Origin of the sequence: Streptosporangium sp. NPDC001559 (genome assembly GCF_042893955.1) — a bacterium.
In the GTDB taxonomy this organism is placed as follows: Bacteria; Actinomycetota; Actinomycetes; order Streptosporangiales; family Streptosporangiaceae; genus Streptosporangium.
This window is the reverse complement of the sequence record NZ_JBIAVG010000021.1, coordinates 119,973-137,230: the sequence shown is the minus strand read 5'-3', so window position 1 is coordinate 137,230 and position 17,258 is coordinate 119,973. Positions and strand designations below refer to the sequence as shown.

Genomic DNA, 17,258 nt, shown 5'->3' with positions numbered 1-17,258 from the left:
GTGGTGGTACACCCCTTGTCATGAGTGACAGTGATATGGAGAAACGGTCGTGTTCCGCTATCGGGCGCGCGGGTCGAGGGCGTCCCTGAGCCCGTCGCCCAGCAGGTTGAAGGCCATGACGGTGATGAAGATCGCGAGGCCCGGAACGATCATGAAGTGCGGGGCGATCTGGTAGTAGTCCACCGCCCGGGTCAGCATGCCGCCCCACGAGGCCTGCGGCTCGTTCACGCCCACTCCGAGGAAGGACAGCGCGGCCTCGAAGAGGATGTTCGTGGGGATGAGCAGCGTCGCGTACACCAGGATCGGCGCCACGAGGTTCGGCAGCATCTCGCGGAAGATGATGTAGCCGTTGCCCGCGCCGAGTGAACGCGCGGCGTCCACGAACTCCCGCTCACGCAGCGACAACGTCTGACCGCGCACGATACGCGCGATGTACGGCCAGCTGAAGAAACCGATGATGAAAACGATCACGGCGATCCGCAGGCCGTTGCCGGTCAGGCCGAGCGCCGAGTCGGGCAGCGCGCCCACGATGGCGATGGCGAACAGCAGCAGCGGGAAGGCCAGGAAGATGTCCATCAGGCGGCTGATCAGCGTGTCGACCCAGCCGCCGAAGAAGCCGGCCAGCACGCCCATCAGCGAGCCGATCACCACCGACATCAGGGTGGCGAGGAAGGCGACCAGCAGCGAGATCTGGGCACCCGACAGGACCCTGGCGAACAGGTCGCGCCCGTTGACCGGTTCGAGGCCGAACGGGTGCTCCAGGCTGATGCCGCCCCAGGCGCCGCTGGGGGCGCTGGTGAGCGGGTCGATCAGGTCGTTGTTCGGAATGTTCGGGTTGTCACCGAACAACGCGATCAGGCCCCCGAAGGGACGTTCGGCGAAGATGGCGACCAAGGTCAGGAAGACCACGATGAAGGCGCCGATGATCGCCGCCTTGTCGCGTTTGAGGCGAATCCACGCGATCCGCCCGAGCGAACGGCCTTCGATGGCCTTTCCGCCCGCCCCTTCGAGAACGGCCTCGGGCTGGGCCTCCATGGCCTGCCCGGAGACATCGAGCGGTGCGGTCATACCAGTGGCCCCCTGGGTCCCAGACGACATTGTCCTATTACGCGTGCCCGGGTCGGGTAGCGCGCCTGAAGTCTATGGGCCGTTTGACGGTCCCGTGACGCAGAATCTATGGGCTGATCTGCGCTGACTAGTCCCCTGGCACACCATGTGGCTCAACTGTGATTCATGCGAAATTCATTTGTTTTGATCTTGAAGCGAATGTCCGGAAGCCGTTCGGCTTGTGTCTCAGATTTGTGACATTGCACCCAAGGGGTGACGCTGGGTCATCCGATCCCGCGGCGCTTGAGAATGGCCTCGATATCCGAGAAGTCATCGTCTGCGGCGGGCGAGGCCCCCCGGGCGCCGGGCTTGGCACCTGTCTGGGCGCCCGGCTTCGCCCCGGCCTGGGGCTGACGCCGTGGCAGGGGCTGGGTGGCCGGGGACCCGGCCGTGACCCCGGGCGCGGCGGGGGCGGCGGAGGCCGCGGGAGCCGCGGCCGCCTTGGGGGCGGCGCGTCGGCGCAGCACGCCGGACACCAGGAACAGCAGCGCGGAAAGTCCCGTGACGGCGACCCCCGACCACACGATGGGGTTGAAGACCAGGCCGGTGAGGAATCCGGCGATGGCCGTGCCCGCCTGCCAGAGCGCGGGCAGCGCACCGGTGAGGTACGCCGCCATGGGCAGCAGCGACCAGGCCGCCCCTCTCAGCCCCGCGGCCGCGCCTCTGCGGCGCAGCGCCAGGAAGCTCAGCACCAGCCCCACCCCGGTGACCCCGGCGCACAGTGGCAACCACGCGATCTGACCGAACGACAACATGCGGACCGCCCCTCAAAGTCGGCTTACCCGATCCATCCTGGCATGTCGCGCGAGGGCCGTTCCTCCTCCCAGCGGAGGGAACGTCCCCTAGGGGGCCGCCGGGGACCCTCTCAGGGAAGAGTCCGGGTGGGTCACAGGCTCGCGGCGGACAGCTCCCGCAGCGTCTCGACGCCGACCTCGCGCAGCGAGCCGACGACCAGGCGCCCCGGGGCCGCAGGGACGGGCAGCACACTGGGCACGGCCACGACCCGGCAGCCCGCCGCGGTGGCGGAGGTCACACCGTTCGGGGAGTCCTCAAGCACGACGCAGCGAGCCGGGCCGACCCCGAGCAGACTCGCGGCCAGCAGGTAGGGCTCGGGGTCCGGCTTGGTCCTCGTCACGTCGTCCCCGGTGACGACCCGGTCGAAGTTGTGCCTGCCGATGCCGTCGAGACAGGCCTCGGCGATGGGCCTGAGCGAGGAGGTGACCAGCGCGGTCGGCAGCCCCGCCCGCCGTACGGCCGCCAGCAGCTCGGCGGCGCCCGGCATCATCTCGACCCCCTCGGCGAGCCTGGAGGTCATACCCTCCAGCATCCAGGCCGCCACGTCCGCGGGGTCCGCGTCGGAGCCGGAGGCCCTCAACATGTAGGCGACGGTCGAGGGCATCGAACCGCCGACCAGGTTCTCCTGGTCGGTCGGCCCCCAGCCGCCGCCGAGCCGTTCCATCACCTCGCTCTCGACCTGGAACCAGATCTTCTCGCTGTCGACGAGCAGACCGTCCATGTCGAAGAGAACCGCGTCCATACCCTGAAAACCCCTTACACGTCAGACGTTGAAGTACTTGGCCTCAGGGTGGTGGACGACCAGCGCGGACGTCGACTGCTCCGGATGGAGCTGGAACTCCTCCGACAGGCTCACCCCGATCCTGGCCGGGTCGATCAGCTGGGTCAGCTGGACCTGGTCCTCCAGATTGGGACAGGCGGGGTAGCCGAAGGAGTAACGGCACCCGGTGATGTTGACCTTCAGCATGTCCTCGAGCGACTCGTCGCCGCCGATGCCGAGCTCCGCGCGGACCCGGGCGTGCCAGTACTCGGCCAGCGCCTCGGTGAGCTGCACCGACAGGCCGTGCAGCTCCAGGTAGTCGCGGTAGGCGTCCTTGGCGAACAGCTCGGCCGTCGCCTCGGAGATCCGGCCGCCCATGGTGACGATCTGGAGGGCGACCACGTCCGTCTCACCGGACTCCCTGGACCTGAAGAAGTCCGACAGGCACAGGTGCCGGTCACGGCGCTGGCGCGGGAAGGTGAACCTGGTGCGCTCCCCGCCCGCCTCGTCCAGGACGATCAGCGCGTCCCCCTCGCTGACACAGGGGAAGTAGCCGTAGGCGACGGCCGCCTCGAGCAGGCCCTCGGTCTGCATCCGCTCCAGCCACATGCGCAGGCGGGGCCTGCCCTCGGTCTCGACCAGTTCCTCGTAGGAGGGGCCGTCCCCGCCCCGCGCGGCCTTCAGGCCCCACTGGCCCATGAAGGTCGCGCGCTCGTCGAGGAAGGCGGCGTAGTCGGCGAGCGGGATGCCCTTGACGACGCGCTCACCGTGGAAGGGCGCCCTCGGCACGGGATTGTCCGCGGCCACGTCCGAGCGGGCGGGCAGCTCCTCCTCCGGCGTCCTGACCAGTCTCGCCCCGGTCCTGACCCGCCGTTCGCGCAGCTCGGGCAGCCTGGCGCCCTCCTCACCGCGCTTGACCGCCATGAAGGCGTCCATCAGGCGCAGCCCCTCGAAGGCGTCGCGGGCGTAACGGACCTCACCCTGGAAGAGCTCGGCGAGGTCCTGCTCGACGTAGGCGCGGGTGAGCGCGGCGCCGCCGAGCAGCACGGGATAGCGCCCGGCGATGCCCCTGGAGTTCATCTCCTCCAGGTTCTCCTTCATGACGACCGTGGACTTGACCAGCAGGCCGGACATGCCGATCACGTCGGCGCCCTTGTCCTCGGCCGCCTCGAGGATCACCGAGACCGGCTGTTTGATGCCGAGGTTGACGACCTCGTAGCCGTTGTTGGACAGGATGATGTCGACCAGGTTCTTGCCGATGTCGTGCACGTCGCCCTTGACGGTGGCCAGCACGATGCGGCCCTTGCTCTCGCCCTCGACCCGCTCCATGTGGGGTTCGAGATAGGCGACGGAGGTCTTCATCACCTCGGCCGACTGGAGCACGAACGGCAGTTGCATCTGGCCGGAGCCGAACAGCTCGCCGACGGTCCTCATGCCGTCGAGCAGCACGTCGTTGACGATCTCCAGGGCGGGGCGCAGGGTCAGGGCCTCGTCGAGGTCGGTTTCGAGCCCCTTGCGCTCGCCGTCGACGATGCGGCGCTTGAGCCGCTCCCACAGCGGCAGGGCGAGCAGCTCGGCGGCCCTGTCGGCCTTGACCGAGGCGGCGTCCACCCCCTCGAACAGCTCCATGAACCGCTGCAGCGGGTCGTAGCCCTCCCTGCGCCTGTCGTAGACCATGTCCAGGGCGACCTGGCGCTGCTCGTCGGGGATGCGTGACATCGGCAGGATCTTGGAGGCGTGCGCGATGGCCGAGTCGAGGCCCGCGTTGACGCACTCGTTGAGGAAGACGCTGTTGAGGACCACCCGCGCGGCCGGGTTGAGGCCGAAGGAGATGTTGGACAGGCCGAGCACGGTCTGCACGCCGGGATGCAGCCGCTTGAGCTCCTTGATCGCCTCGATGGTCTCGGCGCCGTCGCGCCTGGTCTCCTCCTGGCCGGTCGCGATGGGGAAGGTGAGGGTGTCGACGACGATGTCCTCGATCCGCATCCCCCAGTCGCGGCGCAGGTCGTCGATGATCCTGGAGGCGATCCTGACCTTGTCGGCCGCGGTGCGGGCCTGGCCCTGCTCGTCGATGGTCATGACGGTCACCGCGGCGCCGTGCTCGCGGACCAGCCGCATGATCCTGTGGAAGCGCGAGTCCGGGCCGTCGCCGTCCTCGTAGTTGACCGAGTTGACGATCACGCGCCCGCCGAGCATCTCCAGTCCCGCCTCGATCACGGCGGGCTCCGTCGAGTCGAGCACGATCGGCAGGGTCGAGGCCGTGGCCAGCCGGAAGGCCAGCTCCCGCATGTCGCCGGCGCCGTCACGGCCGACGTAGTCGACGCACAGGTCCAGCATGTGGGCGCCGTCGCGGGCCTGCGCCCTGGCGATCTCGACGCACTCCTCCCAGTCGCCCGCGAGCATCGCCTCGCGGAAGGCCTTGGAGCCGTTGGCGTTGGTGCGCTCGCCGATGGCCAGGTAGGAGGTCTCCTGGCGGAAGGGGACGCTCTGGTAGAGCGAGGAGGCGCCCGGCTCTGGACGGGGACGGCGGGCGGGCACCTCGTGGCCGCGTACCCGCTCGACCACCTGGCGCAGGTGCTCCGGCGTGGTGCCGCAGCAGCCGCCGACCAGGGACAGGCCGTAGTCGCGGACGAAGGTCTCGTGGGCGGAGGCCAGCTCCTCCGGGGAGAGCGGATAGTAGGCGCCGTCCGAGGTCAGCACGGGCAGGCCCGCGTTCGGCATGCAGGACAGGCGCACCCGCGCGTGGTTGGCCAGATGGCGCAGGTGCTCGCTCATCTCGGCCGGGCCGGTGGCGCAGTTGAGCCCGATGACGTCGACGCCGAGGGGCTCGACGGCCGTGAGCGCGGCGCCGATCTCGGAGCCGAGCAGCATCGCGCCGTTGGTCTCGATCGTCACCTGGGCGATGATCGGCACGTCCCCGCCCGCGTCGGCCACGGCCCGCTTCGCCCCGACGACGGCCGCCTTGACCTGGAGCAGGTCCTGGCAGGTCTCGATGATGAGGGCGTCGGCCCCGCCGGAGATCAGACCGGCCGCGTTGTCGTAGTAGGCGTCGCGCAGCACACCGTACGGCCGGTGCCCCAGGGTGGGCAGCTTGGTGCCGGGCCCGATGGATCCGAGCACGTATCGGGGACGGCCGGGCGCCGACCAGTGGTCCGCGGCCTGCCTGGCGACCCTGGCCCCGGCCTCCGAGTACTCGAAGACGCGTTCCGGGATGTCGTACTCGCCCAGCGCGGCCAGGTTGGCGCCGAAGGTGTTGGTCTCGACGCAGTCGACGCCGACCTCGAAGTAGGCGTCGTGCACGGCGCGGACGATGTCGGGGCGGGTGACGTTGAGGACCTCGTTGCAGCCCTCGTGCCCCTCGAAGTCGTCGAGGGTGATCTCGTGGGCCTGGAGCATCGTCCCCATGGCCCCGTCGGCGACCATCACCCGCTCGGCCAGAGCCTCACGGAAAGACGGGGTGCTCGTCATGGGACAAGACTACTGGGGCCCCTGCGACCGTCATCGCCCCGCCGTACGGCACCTGCGGCGGGCAGGACGGGGCGAACGTGCCGTGCCCGTCCCGATCATGCGCACCCCTGGGAAGGTGACGTAAAGGCCCCCTCACAGCATAGGCTTAGCGGGATAGACAGTACGGCGAGGAAACCAGGAGGAGGCCGCGCGTGATCGAACTCGAAGGTCTACCCGAGCTCGTCGACCCGGTGCTCATCGCCGCGTTCGAGGGGTGGAACGACGCGGGCGAGGCTTCGAGCGGAGTGATCGCACACCTTGAGGAGGAGTGGAAGGCCACCCCGCTGGTCTCCTTCGATCCGGAGGAGTACTACGACTTCCAGGTGACGCGCCCCATCGTGGAGATGGGTGAGGGCCTGACCAGGTCCATCACGTGGCCGACGACCAAGCTGTCCTTCGCCCGTCCTCCCGGCGCCGACCGCGACGTGGTGCTGGTGCGCGGCATCGAGCCGAACATGCGCTGGCGCTCGTTCTGCGAGGAGATCGTCGTGATCTGCCGCGAGCTGGGCGTCGAGCTGGCCGTACTGCTCGGTGCGCTCCTCAACGACTCCCCCCACACCCGGCCCGTGCCGATCGTCGGCTCGGCGACCGACGAGGGGCTGGCCAGGGCGATCAACCTGGAACTGAACCGCTACGAGGGGCCGACCGGCATCGTCGGCGTGCTCCAGCACGCGCTCGGCACCGCCGGGGTGCACGCGGTCTCACTGTGGGCCTCGGTGCCGCACTACGTGGCGCAGCCGCCCAACCCCAAGGCCACCATGGCGCTGCTCAGCCGGATGGAGGACCTTCTCGACATCCCGATGCCGATGGGCGCCCTGGCGGAGGAGTCGCGGGCCTGGGAGCACGGGGTGGACGAGCTGGCCTCGCAGGACAGCGAGGTGGCCGACTACGTCAAGGAGCTCGAGGAGCGCAAGGACGCCGCCGAGCTGCCCGAGGCGAGCGGCGACGCCATCGCCGCGGAGTTCGAACGCTATCTCCGGCGCAGAGATCGCGACGGCGATGGCTGAGACGCCCGCGACATAGTTATAATCGTTTACTCCTTTCTCCACTGATTTAGAGTGATAATCGGTGACCATCCGGGTCTTCCTTCGGGTCGCACCGGGTTGGAAAACCGGTTCACGACGTTTGGACGACCAGGAGAAACACCGTTCTGTAAACACCGGTGAACGGGCCCGTCACCGCGCCGAACATTGTCCACGTGACAGCGCACGTTAGGGCGATCATGGCCACTCCACAGCTCGATCCGCACCAGAAGGCACAGGAGGCGCGACGCCGTGTCCTCGAGATGGCCGTGATCATGAAACGTGAGGACGGTGAGAACGTCCCCTCCTACCCTCATGTGCGGGGCACGACCCCTGGGCAGGCGGTCGACATGTTCCTCGCCCTGCTGCAGGACCGGCTTCCGGTCTGGGTGCGCATTCTCGACGACCTCATGTATCTCGTCGGAAAAGGGCGGGTGAACGACAACCTGCTGCCCATCGCGAGGGCGGGCATCGACTATTACCTGGAGGTCCAGGCCGCGGCGCTGCCCGCCTTCACCTCCCCCTCGGTCACCGTCCGCTTCCGTGAGGCGATGCGTGACAGCGAGATGGGCCCCATGTCCGAGGTCGTCCCCCTTGCCGAGTACCTCGCGGCCGAGCAGCGGATAGGCCGGATCTCGGCGGACGCGGACCCGCTGGCCAGCGCCCGGCTGCTGCTGGCCGGGTGTTTCCGCCACGCCTACTACGAGATGTTCGTCGGCACCGGCTTCCTGCCGTCGCGGGACGACAGCGCCGAGGAGATCATCCGCGAGCTGCGCCTGGAGCGCGCCCCCGGCGAGGACCCCGCCGGCGGCGCCCCGCCGGAGTGAGCCCGCGCACCGGCCGGGAAGGCCGGTGCGCCCCTTCGCCCATACCGCCAAGCGGCCCCCACGGGGGTTGGCCGGAGGCGACAATGGGAATCGTGTGCCTGTCCGCCCGCCGACCCGGGGAGTGCGCGTGACCGTCCAGCCGATCAGACTGTTCACAGACCCGGTGCTCAGGACCGCGGCCGAACCGGTGACCGACTTCGACCGCGAGCTGCGAGGCCTGGTCAAGTCGCTCCAGGCGACGTTGCGCGCGGGCTCGGGCCGAGCCGGTCTGGCCGCCCCGCAGATCGGCGTCTCGCTGCGGGTCCTCGTCTACGAGCTCGACGGCAGATCCGGGCATCTGGTCAATCCGCGCGTCGAGGCGTCAGAGCGCAGGATCGTGGCCGACGAGGCGTGCCTGTCCGCGCCCGGCCTCTGGTGGCCGCTGGAACGCTCCTACATGGTCACGGCCCGGGGCCGCGACATGTTCGGCAAGCCCGTGACCGTCCGCGCCCTGGGGACCCTCGCCCGGGTCCTGCAGCACGAGGCCGACCACCTCGACGGCGTCCTGTTCGTCGACCGGCTCCCCGAGGAGGAGCGGGAACGGTTCTTCGCCGCCAACTCGTGACTTGTCAGACGGTAACCATTCTGATAAAGTCGCCCGGTTGCAGTCGTAGTTCTCAGCAAGCCTTATCATCTCAAGTGCTCAATGAGGTCCGCCGACGGCGGGCTTTCCGGTTTCTCCCGATGGTTTTCGTGGGTGCAGGCGAGGCCCGCAACGCAGCCCCGAACCGCCGGCTTGGCGGTCCGGTGAGGCTCCCGACGAGGAGAAGTGGGTTTTGTCCGAAGGCACCGTCAAGTGGTTCAACGCCGAAAAGGGTTTCGGATTCATCGCGCCGGATGACGGCAGCGCCGACGTTTTCGTGCACTACTCGGCCATCGACTCCGGGGGCTACCGCTCCCTGGAGGAGAACCAGCGGGTCAGCTTCGTCATCACGCAGGGCCAGAAGGGCCTGCAGGCCGAGCAGGTCCGGATCCTCTGACCCTGACCTCAGGTCTCCCGCCGGAGCACCGGATTCCCTTCCGGTAGCGCGTCCCGGCCTCGGGCCCGTGCCGCTCTCCCGCGGCACGGGCCCACGCGTTCTCAGAGTTCGACGCCGAGCAACGCGTCGGTGATGTCCTTGACGAGCCCGGGCGCCTGCGGGTCGGTGCCGCCGTCCGCCAGCGCCCGCTCCGCCCAGCCGTCGATCAGTGCCAGCGCCCCCGGGGCGTCCAGGTCGTCGGCGACCCTGGCCCTGACCTCTTCGAGCAGGTCACGCGCCTCGGGGCCGGTCTGCAGCCCGGTCGCCGAGCGCCAGCGGGCCAGCCGTACCTCCGCGGAGGCCAGCTGGTCGGGGGTCCACTCCCAGTCGGCGCGGTAGTGGTGGGCCAGCAGCGCCAGCCGGATGGCCATCGGGTCGGCCTGCCGGCGGAGCTTGGAGACGAAGACCAGGTTGCCCTTGGACTTGGACATCTTCTCGCCGTCGAGGGCGACCATTCCCGCGTGGACGTACGCCTTGGCGAAGGGCCACTCCCCACAGGCCACGTGACCTTCGTGGGCGCCGCACTCGTGGTGCGGGAAGATCAGGTCGGAGCCGCCGCCCGCGACGTCGAACCCGCTGCCCAGGTTGGCCAGCGCGATGGCGGTGCACTCGATGTGCCAGCCCGGCCTGCCCCTGCCGAAGCGTGAGGACCAGGACGGCTCACCGGGACGCTCGGCGCGCCACAGCAGCCAGTCGAGCGGGTGCTTCTTGCCCGCCCTGTCCGGGTCGCCGCCGCGCTCGCGGGACAGGGTGAGCATCAGCTCCTCCGGATATCCGGAGACGGCGCCGAACTTGGGCGCCGCCGCGACGTCGAAGTAGACGTCGCCGTCGAGCTCGTAGGTCGCGCCCTTGTCGCGCAGGCGCTCGATCAGCTCGGCGACCTGGTCGACGACCTCGGTCACCCCGACGTACTCGCGCGGCGGGAGGATGCGCAGCGCCTCCATGTCGGTCCTGAAGAGCTCGATCTCACGCTCGGCCAGCTCACGCCAGTCGACGCCGGTCAGCTCCGCCCGCTCAAGCAGGGGGTCGTCGACGTCGGTGGCGTTCTGGGTGTAGTGGACCTCGTGACCGGCGTCCCGCCAGGCGCGGTTGACCAGGTCGAAGGCGAGGTAGGTGTTGGCGTGCCCGAGGTGGGTCGCGTCGTACGGCGTGATGCCGCAGACGTACATCCGCGCCGTCGGGCCCGGCCTGGTGGGGCCGGTCTCCCCGGAGGCGGTGTCGAACAACCGCAACGGGACACCGGCACCGGGAAGCCGAGGGACCTTCGGCGCAGACCACGATCTCATGTGATGAGCCTATCCAGCAGACAGACCGTCCCGGTCAGGCAGGGACGGTGGGTGGTACAGGGGCACTTTCTCAACCTCGGCGACCCCGTGGATCATTCCGGCAGGACGCGACGGAAGGCCGCCGGGTCCCGCGGATCGCCGGTGAAGTCGTAGCGGACGCCCTCGGCGGACAGCCCGAGCAGGGAGACCGACAGCGAGCCGAAGACGCGCCCGTCGGGCAGCTCACGCCTGACGATCATGGCCCGGGGATCGTCCCTGGCCAGGCCCGCACCGGTGGCGGCCTCCCGCCACTCCCGCCAGGGGCCGCCGAGGGTGTCCGGCCTGGTGGCCTTGGCGAACAGCGGGCGGAAGAAGGCGACCCGCTCGTTCTCCTCGCCGCGCTCCCAGCCGCTGTTGACGATCATGTGCGTTCCCCCGGGGAGCTCCTCGTCCCACAGCCCGGTCCCGTCCCAGTGCCACAGGCGGACTCCGGCCCGGTCGGCCAGGACCAGGTGGAAGGGGTCGTAGCCGGCGGGGTCGAGGCCCGTGAGACCGCCCTCGGCCGCGGCCGTCAGCGGCAGCCCCCCACGTGAGACCCTGCCCTCCTGCGGGGCGGGCACGCCCTGCCCGTTGACCAGCGCGGCGATCCTGCCCTCCTCCGGATGTACGGCGAGCCAGGTCCCGCCCGCGAGCAGGTCGCGGCCGCCGAACAGGCCCGGCCAGTGCGGCCCCGGGGGCGACCACGGCCGGTCGACGAACTCGTCGCGCACTCCGACCATGATCAGGGGAACGTCGGCGCCGGGATCGACGCTGACCACAACCGTGCACATGCCCGGCAGGCTACGCCCCCGCCGCCGGACGGGTCGGACCGGGCCCCTCAGATCGGGACCTCAGATCAAGGTCCTCAGATCGGGGGCCAGGGAATGGCGGGCCAGTCCTGGGAGGGCAGGGGGTGCAGGCCGGTGTCGAGGAGCCTGCGAACCCGTTCGCCCGTCGCCTGGACCTCGGCGGGGGTCAGCAGCTCGCGCAGGCGGCGGCCGAGACCTCCCTGTTCCAGGTCGCGTTCGAGGCGGGCCAGGACGTTCACGGCCTCACGGGACAGCGGCTTGCCGCGCCACTGCCACAGCACGGTGCGCAGCTTGTTCTCCGTGGCGAAGCAGACCCCGTGGTCGACGCCGTGGACGTGCCCCCCGGGCAGCGGCAGCAGGTGGCCGCCCTTGCGGTCGGCGTTGTTGACGACGGCGTCGAAGACCGCCATCCGCCGCAGGGAGGGCTGGCGGCTGCGGATGAGGACCATCAGGTCGGCGTCGGGGTCGGCGTCGATCCACATCTGGCACATTCCCGGGCCGAACGGGCCGTCACGGTAGACCGTCGGCGGGACGATCCGCCAGCCGGTGGCCGCGGAGACCTCGAAGGCCGCCACCTCGCGGGCGGCGAGGGTGCCGTCGGGAAAGTCCCACAGCGGGCGTTCTCCACGCACCGGCTTGTACACGCAGGCGGCGGACAGGCCGCCGAGCCGGACCGAACAGTAGAGCGTCATGTTGCTCGCCTCGACCAGACGGCCCTCGACCTCCAGGTGCCCGTCGCGGAGCAGACGCAGAGCGGTCTCGTCGTCCAGTCCCGCCATGGGAGCCGCGCTCAGCGTGAACTCGCCCTCGGCACTCATTCGCCTCCTTCTGCCTGTGAAGCGCTCCTACCCCGGTAACCGTTGAGGCGCACGCAAATATGCCCATCCGCATCGAGAGGCTGGCCGCACAACGGACACGGTGGGCGCCCTGCGGCGACCAGGGCCATGGCACGCCTGGTGAAGGCCCTGGCGGCGGCGGGACTGATGTGCACGCGCAGCACCGCGGGCTCCGACAGCGGGGAGGGCTCGAAGTCCTCCTCGTCCTCCGCGACGGCCTCCTGCGCCTCGATGACCACCTGGGCGGTCTCCGCGTCCCAGGCCAGGGCCATGGCGCCCACCCTGAAGTCCTCGCTGATGGGCACGTCGAGCGGGTCGTTGTCCGTCAGCGCGGCGGGGGCGGCGGCGGGCACCTGGGCCCCTCCGCGCCGCAGCACCTCGTCGAGCAGCTCGTCCAGCCGGTCGGCCAGCGCGGCGACCTGGAACTTCTCCAGTCCGACCGTGGTCAGCCGGCCCTGCCCACGGGCCTGCAGGAAGAACGCTCGCGATCCCGGTTGCCCCACGGCACCGGCCACGAATCTCTCAGGTGGGTCGTAGTCGAAGACCGGCATAGCCCTGACCTTACGTGGTCCCGGCGCCGCCGCCGACCGCGGCGTCGCTCTCGGTGAGGTTTTGTCCCCCGTCCTTCTCCCCCGCTCCGTCCTGGGTTTCCTCTGGCGGGCGCAGTCCGGCGACCTCTCCACCCAGGTCGTTGAGCCTGAGCACGAAGGGGCGCAGGGGGGTGTAGCGGATCGCGGTGAGTGAGGCGGGGTCGGCGGTTATCCGCTGGAACTGGTCAAGGTGCAGGCCCATCGCGTCCGCCACGATGGCCTTGATCACGTCTCCGTGGCTGCAGACGAGATAGACCCCCTTCGGGCCGAGCCGCTCGTTCCACTCCCTGACGGCGCTCACCGCCCGGTGCTGTACGGCGGCCAGCGACTCCCCGCCGGGGAAGGTCACGGCGCTCGGATGGGTCTGCACGACCCGCCACAGGGGTTCCTTGGCCAGCTCGGCGATCGGGCGGCCGGTCCAGTCTCCGTAGCGGCACTCCCCGAACCGCTCGTCGGTCACCACCTCCGTCTCCCGCCCGGCCGCCACGGCTCCGGCCGTCTCCTGGCAGCGTTCCAGCGGGCTGGAGACGATCGCGTCCAGCTCCAGCGGGCCCAGCCGTACGGCCAGCGCCTCGGCCTGGGCCCGGCCCGCGTCGCTGAGGTGGAGTCCTGGCGTCCAGCCCGCCAGCACGGGACCGGTGAGGTGGGTCAGGCCGTGTCTGGCCAGCAACAGGGTCGTCACGCGGGCAAGTCTTGCAGGCCTCGCTCCACTACTTTTAACCGGCCGGGCGGTACCCTGGCCGGATCATGGAGCAGCGCTATGTGGGCCGGAGCGGCCTGTCGGTGTCCCGCCTCGGACTCGGGACGATGACATGGGGACGCGACACCGGCGCGGAGGAGGCCGCGGCGCAGCTCCGGACGTTCGCCGAAGCCGGCGGCACCCTCATCGACACCGCGGACGTCTACTCGGGCGGCGAGGCGGAGCGGCTGCTCGGGCGGATGATGCGGGACTCGGTGCCCCGTTCCGAGCTGGTGATCTCGACCAAGGCCGTGCTCACCCCGGCCGGGCACAGGCCGCGCGACGCCTCAAGAAGGCACCTGATCTCGGCCATCGACGCCTCCCTCGGTCGCCTCGGGGTCAACGAGGTCGACCTGTGGCAGCTGCACGCCTTCGACCAGGAGGTGCCGCTTGAGGAGACCCTGGCCGCGGTGGACGCCATCGTGTCCTCAGGCAGGGCGGCCTACGCGGGTGTCTGCGACTACACGGGCTGGCAGCTCGCGGCGGCGGCCGTCAGCCAGCGGGCGGTCCCCGGGCGGACGCCGATCGTCGCGGCCCAGGTCGAGTACTCACTGCTGACGCGGGAGGCCGAGCGCGAGCTGGTCCCGGCGGCCGAGCACGTCGGCGCGGGGGTGCTGGCCTGGTCGCCCCTGGGCAGGGGGGTCCTCACCGGCAAGTACCGCACCGGCATCCCCGCCGACTCCCGGGCCGCGACCCCGCACTTCGCCGACTTCGTCACGCCGTACCTGGACGAGAGGTGCCGGCGGGTCGTGGAGTCGGTGACGACCGCGGCCGAGGGGCTGGGGGTCTCGCCACTGTCGGTCGCCCTGTCCTGGGTACGTGACCAGCCGGGGGTCACGGCGGCGATCGTCGGCGCCAGGACCTGTGCCCAGCTGACCGGAGTGCTCCAGTCGGAGGACCTCGTCCTGCCGGTGGAGATCAGAGAGGCCCTTGACGACGTCTCGGCGGACTGAGGAACTCGAAACGAGGAAAGCGAGCCCGAACAGAACGAGAATCCATCTCGCGTATCACTACTCGATACCGAATGGCAACTTTACGTGGAAAACCCTGGCCTCCCCACAAAACTGTCAATGGTGACAGGAGGGGCACTCAGGTGTCAGCGACGTTCCGTCACCGATGCACAAGGGGGACAATTGCGAACCGCGATCTCCGTCGGCGCCTTAGCGCTGACACTCGGCGGCGTACTGCTCGCCGTCGCACCCGCCCCCGTGAGCGCCGTCACCCAGGCGGGTGACTGTGAGGGCGGCGGACTTCTCGGCGGGGTGACCGGCGGCCTGTGCGAGGCGGTCGGCGTCCTGGGCGACACCGTGAGTGACACCGCGAATCACACTGTGAACGACACCGTGAACGACGCTGTGAGCGGCGCCCCGCTCGGCGGCGTCGTCGTCGTGGACGACACCGTGAACTCCACCGCGGACACCACCGTGAGCGACACGGCGGGGGGCCCGCCGGACGACACCGTGAGCGCCACTCCGGGCGGAGCCATGAACAGCGCCATGAGTGATGCCACGAGCGGCCCCGCGAGCGGACCGGCCGGCGGCCCCTCTCCCGGCGGGGAGGGCCACGGCTACGGCTACGGACAGAGCACGGAAACTCCACCGCATACCGAAAAAGCCGAAAAAAGCAAGAAAGACGATAACGCTAAAAAAGGCGATAAAATCGGAAAGGCGCAGAGCGGGGCCGACGTGCTGGACGCGGAGAGCGTTCTGGACCAGCCCCAGCCGTCCGTCCTTCCCGACACGGTCCCCGAGGTCCTCATGACCCCCTGGGGCGAGGACACCGCGGACGTCCAGGACGTCCCCGACATCCAGGATCCGGCGGACAACGACGTCCCGGCGTCCCAGAACCCGGGCGGCGCCTGCTCCCCGCTGTCCGACTCCCCCGGATGCGCGGGCACCTCGGCGAGCCCGGCCCACAAGACGACACCGTCCCCGCACGCCTCCCCGAGCCCTCTGCCCTCCCACGACGGCGGAACCGTACCCGCGGACGAGACCACGCGGCGGCCGCCGAGTGAGCAGGCGCGTCCTCCGCAGACCCGCAGGCACGTGGCGGAGACCGACGGGGGCGACGAGCGCGACGGCAGGCGTGGAGAGGTCACCGGCTCCGAGACCCCGCCGCCCACGGTCGACGCCGAGGCGCCCCGGCTGGAGCTGCTGTGGCCCGCGGGCCCGGTCATGCGCACGTTCCAGCGGGCCGTCACGCCGACCAGGACACCGGACCCGCTGGGCACGGCGTTCACCGCCGTGCTGCTGCTCGCCGCGATCCTCGCCGTCCGCCTGCTGTACGTCAGGCGGATCGGCGAGAAGTCCATCCCGCTTGAGCCGCTGCGGATGAAGCGGCACAGGACGGCCTGAGCCGCCGGGTCAGCCGATCGCGTGCACGCCGCCGTCGACGTGCACGATCTCCCCGGTCGTCGCGGGGAACCAGTCGGAGATCAGCGCCAGGCAGGCCTTGGCCGCGGGCACGGTGTCGCGCAGGTCCCAGCCGAGCGGTGCCTTCTCCGGCCAGCTGTCCTCGAACTCGGCGAAGCCCGGGATGCTCTTGGCGGCCATCGTGCGCAGCGGCCCCGCGGCCACCAGGTTGACCCGGATGTTGTGCTTGCCCAGGTCACGGGCCAGATAGCGGGAGCAGGACTCAAGCCCGGCCTTGGCCACGCCCATCCAGTCGTAGACCGGCCACGCCTTGCTGGCGTCGAAGTCGAGCCCGACGACCGCGCCCCCCTCCTTCATCAGCGGCAGGCAGGCCACGGCGAGCGACTTGAACGAGTAGGTCGAGACGTGCACCGCAGTGGCCACGTCCTCCCACGAGGTGTTCAGGAAGTTTCCGCCGAGGCAGCTCTGCGGGGCGAAGCCGATGGAGTGCACCACGCCGTCGAGACCGTCGAGGTGCTCGCCGACCCGGTCGGCCAGCGAGTCGAGGTGCTCGGTGTTCTGCACGTCCAGCTCGATCACCGGCGGCTTCTCGGGCAGCCGCTTGGCGATGCGCTCGACCAGGCTGAGCCTGCCGAAGCCGGTCAGCACGACCTGCGCGCCCTCCAGCTGGGCCAGCTTGGCGACGGAGAACGCGATGGAGGCCTCGGTCAGGACACCGGTGACCAGAATGCGCTTGCCTTCGAGAATTCCCATTGTCAGTGCCCCATTCCCAGGCCGCCGTCCACGGGGATCACGGCCCCGGTGATGTAGGCGGCGTCCTCGCTCGCCAGGAACCCGACCACGCGCGCGATCTCCTCGGTGCTCGCGTAGCGTCCCAGCGGGATGTTCTTACGGATCTGCTCCTGGTAGGCCTCTTCGAGCTCGGCCGTCATGTCGGTCTCGACGAACCCGGGCGAGACCACGTTGACCGTGATGCCGCGCGAGCCCAGTTCTCTGGCCACCGACCTGGCGAAGCCGATCAGCCCGGCCTTCGAGGCGGCGTAGTTGCTCTGCCCGGCCGAGCCGAGCATGGCGACCACCGAGGAGATGAGCACGATCCTGCCGCGCTTGAGCCTGAGCATGCCGCGCGTGGCCCGCTTGGCGACCCGGTAGGCGCCGGTCAGGTTGGCGTCGATGACGTCGGTGAAGGTCTCCTCCTTCATCGTCGGCAGCAACGTGTCCTTGGTGATGCCCGCGTTCGCGACGAGCACCTCGACCGGGCCGTGCTCGGCCTCGATCTTCCCGAACGCCGCGTCGACGTCGGCCATGCTGGTCACATCGCAGCGCACGCCGAACAGACCCTCCGGGGGCTGCCCTGAGCGGTAGGTCACGGCGACGGAGTCACCGGCCCTGGCGAATTCGCGGGCGATCGCGAGGCCTATGCCGCGATTGCCGCCGGTTACGAGAACAGATCGAGCCATGCACACGACGCTAGCGGCTACCCGGCGGTAAACCTCTTGTCCGTGAGGGACAAGATCACAGGGTTAGGATCG

17 protein-coding genes are annotated in these 17,258 nt (G+C 70.0%); 6 read left to right on the top strand and 11 right to left on the bottom strand.

Annotated elements, in window-relative coordinates; translation table 11 throughout:
- Positions 1-57: 57 nt before the first annotated feature.
- From ACFYY8_RS36350 to metH, 4 genes are all read right to left on the bottom strand, one after another.
- Entirely contained in the window at positions 58-1,068 is a 1,011-nt protein-coding gene (locus ACFYY8_RS36350) for an ABC transporter permease (protein WP_390049037.1), read from the bottom strand.
- A 263-nt stretch (positions 1,069-1,331) separates the two neighbouring features.
- The gene (locus tag ACFYY8_RS36345) at positions 1,332-1,862 is read right to left on the bottom strand and encodes a cellulose synthase (protein ID WP_390049035.1); all 531 of its coding nucleotides are present in this window, start codon (positions 1,860-1,862) and stop codon (positions 1,332-1,334) included.
- 131 nt (positions 1,863-1,993) lie between these two features.
- Positions 1,994-2,644, bottom strand: coding sequence for an HAD family hydrolase (locus ACFYY8_RS36340; RefSeq protein WP_390049033.1), 651 nt, complete (start codon positions 2,642-2,644; stop codon positions 1,994-1,996).
- A gap of 21 nt (positions 2,645-2,665) precedes the next feature.
- A complete protein-coding gene (gene metH, locus ACFYY8_RS36335) occupies positions 2,666-6,130 on the bottom strand; it encodes a methionine synthase (protein WP_390049031.1) in 3,465 nt (1,154 codons plus the stop codon).
- Positions 6,131-6,321: 191 nt separating this feature from the next.
- Here metH and ACFYY8_RS36330 point away from each other — a divergent pair, with 191 nt between their 5' ends.
- From ACFYY8_RS36330 to ACFYY8_RS36315, 4 genes are all read left to right on the top strand, one after another.
- Entirely contained in the window at positions 6,322-7,176 is an 855-nt protein-coding gene (locus ACFYY8_RS36330; RefSeq protein ID WP_352013113.1) for a PAC2 family protein, read from the top strand.
- Between the two features lie 191 nt (positions 7,177-7,367).
- Entirely contained in the window at positions 7,368-8,018 is a 651-nt protein-coding gene (locus ACFYY8_RS36325; RefSeq protein ID WP_390049029.1) for a hypothetical protein, read from the top strand.
- 127 nt (positions 8,019-8,145) lie between these two features.
- Entirely contained in the window at positions 8,146-8,622 is a 477-nt protein-coding gene (gene def / locus ACFYY8_RS36320) for a peptide deformylase (RefSeq protein ID WP_390049027.1), read from the top strand.
- A 211-nt stretch (positions 8,623-8,833) separates the two neighbouring features.
- Complete coding sequence (locus tag ACFYY8_RS36315; RefSeq protein WP_390049025.1) at positions 8,834-9,037, top strand: cold-shock protein; 204 nt, start codon at positions 8,834-8,836, stop codon at positions 9,035-9,037.
- A 101-nt stretch (positions 9,038-9,138) separates the two neighbouring features.
- On the opposite strand, the gene mshC is transcribed toward ACFYY8_RS36315, so the two are convergent.
- The 5 genes from mshC to ACFYY8_RS36290 form a co-directional block, all read right to left on the bottom strand.
- Complete coding sequence (gene mshC / locus ACFYY8_RS36310) at positions 9,139-10,362, bottom strand: cysteine--1-D-myo-inosityl 2-amino-2-deoxy-alpha-D-glucopyranoside ligase (RefSeq protein ID WP_390049023.1); 1,224 nt, start codon at positions 10,360-10,362, stop codon at positions 9,139-9,141.
- Between the two features lie 92 nt (positions 10,363-10,454).
- On the bottom strand, positions 10,455-11,171 hold the full coding sequence (locus ACFYY8_RS36305) for an NRDE family protein (RefSeq protein WP_390049021.1): 717 nt from the start codon (positions 11,169-11,171) through the stop codon (positions 10,455-10,457).
- 74 nt (positions 11,172-11,245) lie between these two features.
- On the bottom strand, positions 11,246-12,007 hold the full coding sequence (locus tag ACFYY8_RS36300; RefSeq protein ID WP_352013119.1) for an SCO1664 family protein: 762 nt from the start codon (positions 12,005-12,007) through the stop codon (positions 11,246-11,248).
- Positions 12,004-12,576 carry a DUF3090 domain-containing protein gene (locus ACFYY8_RS36295; RefSeq protein ID WP_352013120.1) on the bottom strand — a complete coding sequence of 191 codons (573 nt, stop codon included), beginning with the start codon at positions 12,574-12,576 and terminating at the stop codon, positions 12,004-12,006. Before ACFYY8_RS36295 ends, ACFYY8_RS36300 begins: the two co-directional genes overlap by 4 nt.
- A gap of 10 nt (positions 12,577-12,586) precedes the next feature.
- Entirely contained in the window at positions 12,587-13,297 is a 711-nt protein-coding gene (locus ACFYY8_RS36290; protein ID WP_390049018.1) for a histidine phosphatase family protein, read from the bottom strand.
- Positions 13,298-13,362: 65 nt separating this feature from the next.
- On the opposite strand from ACFYY8_RS36290, the gene ACFYY8_RS36285 reads away from it, so the two are divergent.
- Together ACFYY8_RS36285 and ACFYY8_RS36280 are read left to right on the top strand one after the other, a co-directional pair.
- Positions 13,363-14,307: an aldo/keto reductase gene (locus ACFYY8_RS36285; RefSeq protein WP_390049016.1), complete on the top strand. Its 945-nt coding sequence runs from the start codon at positions 13,363-13,365 to the stop codon at positions 14,305-14,307.
- A gap of 180 nt (positions 14,308-14,487) precedes the next feature.
- A complete protein-coding gene (locus ACFYY8_RS36280; RefSeq protein WP_390049014.1) occupies positions 14,488-15,708 on the top strand; it encodes a hypothetical protein in 1,221 nt (406 codons plus the stop codon).
- Positions 15,709-15,717: 9 nt separating this feature from the next.
- Here the strand turns inward: ACFYY8_RS36280 and fabI are convergent, their stop codons facing one another.
- Both fabI and ACFYY8_RS36270 read right to left on the bottom strand, forming a co-directional pair.
- The gene (gene fabI / locus ACFYY8_RS36275; protein ID WP_390049012.1) at positions 15,718-16,479 is read right to left on the bottom strand and encodes an enoyl-ACP reductase FabI; all 762 of its coding nucleotides are present in this window, start codon (positions 16,477-16,479) and stop codon (positions 15,718-15,720) included.
- Positions 16,480-16,481: 2 nt separating this feature from the next.
- Positions 16,482-17,186 (bottom strand): beta-ketoacyl-ACP reductase, encoded by a 705-nt coding sequence (locus tag ACFYY8_RS36270; protein ID WP_352013125.1) that lies wholly within the window; start codon positions 17,184-17,186, stop codon positions 16,482-16,484.
- Between the last annotated feature and the right edge of the window lie 72 nt (positions 17,187-17,258).